Raw genomic sequence first — 251 nt, 5'->3', positions numbered from 1 at the left:
CCGCGTGACCGCGGTCGCCGCCCACAAAAAAACCCGCAAGATCGCGGGCTTGTCGTGGTGGCTATGGGTGGACTCGAACCACCGACCCCAGCATTATGAGTGCTGTGCTCTAACCGGCTGAGCTACATAGCCACGGGGTCGAGCATTGTCGTGAGGGGCCGCCGGGGCTGTCAAGCCGCACGCCCCCGGCGCCGACCTCGCCTTGCTGGCGCTTCCTGCCCTGTGTTAAACGGGGACAACGCCCGGACTCC

At 66.1% G+C, this 251-nt stretch carries 1 tRNA gene; it reads right to left on the bottom strand.

Features of this window, described 5'->3' with window-relative positions:
• Nucleotides 1-55 precede the first annotated feature (55 nt).
• Nucleotides 56-132: transfer RNA gene (locus tag FLQ44_RS02040), tRNA-Met, on the bottom strand.
• Nucleotides 133-251: the final 119 nt, after the last annotated feature.

Source organism: Vogesella mureinivorans, from assembly GCF_007644035.1.
GTDB classification, from domain to species: Bacteria; Pseudomonadota; Gammaproteobacteria; order Burkholderiales; family Chromobacteriaceae; genus Vogesella; species Vogesella mureinivorans.
The sequence above is the reverse complement of the archived record's forward strand: the minus strand, read 5'-3'. Positions and strand labels throughout refer to the sequence as shown.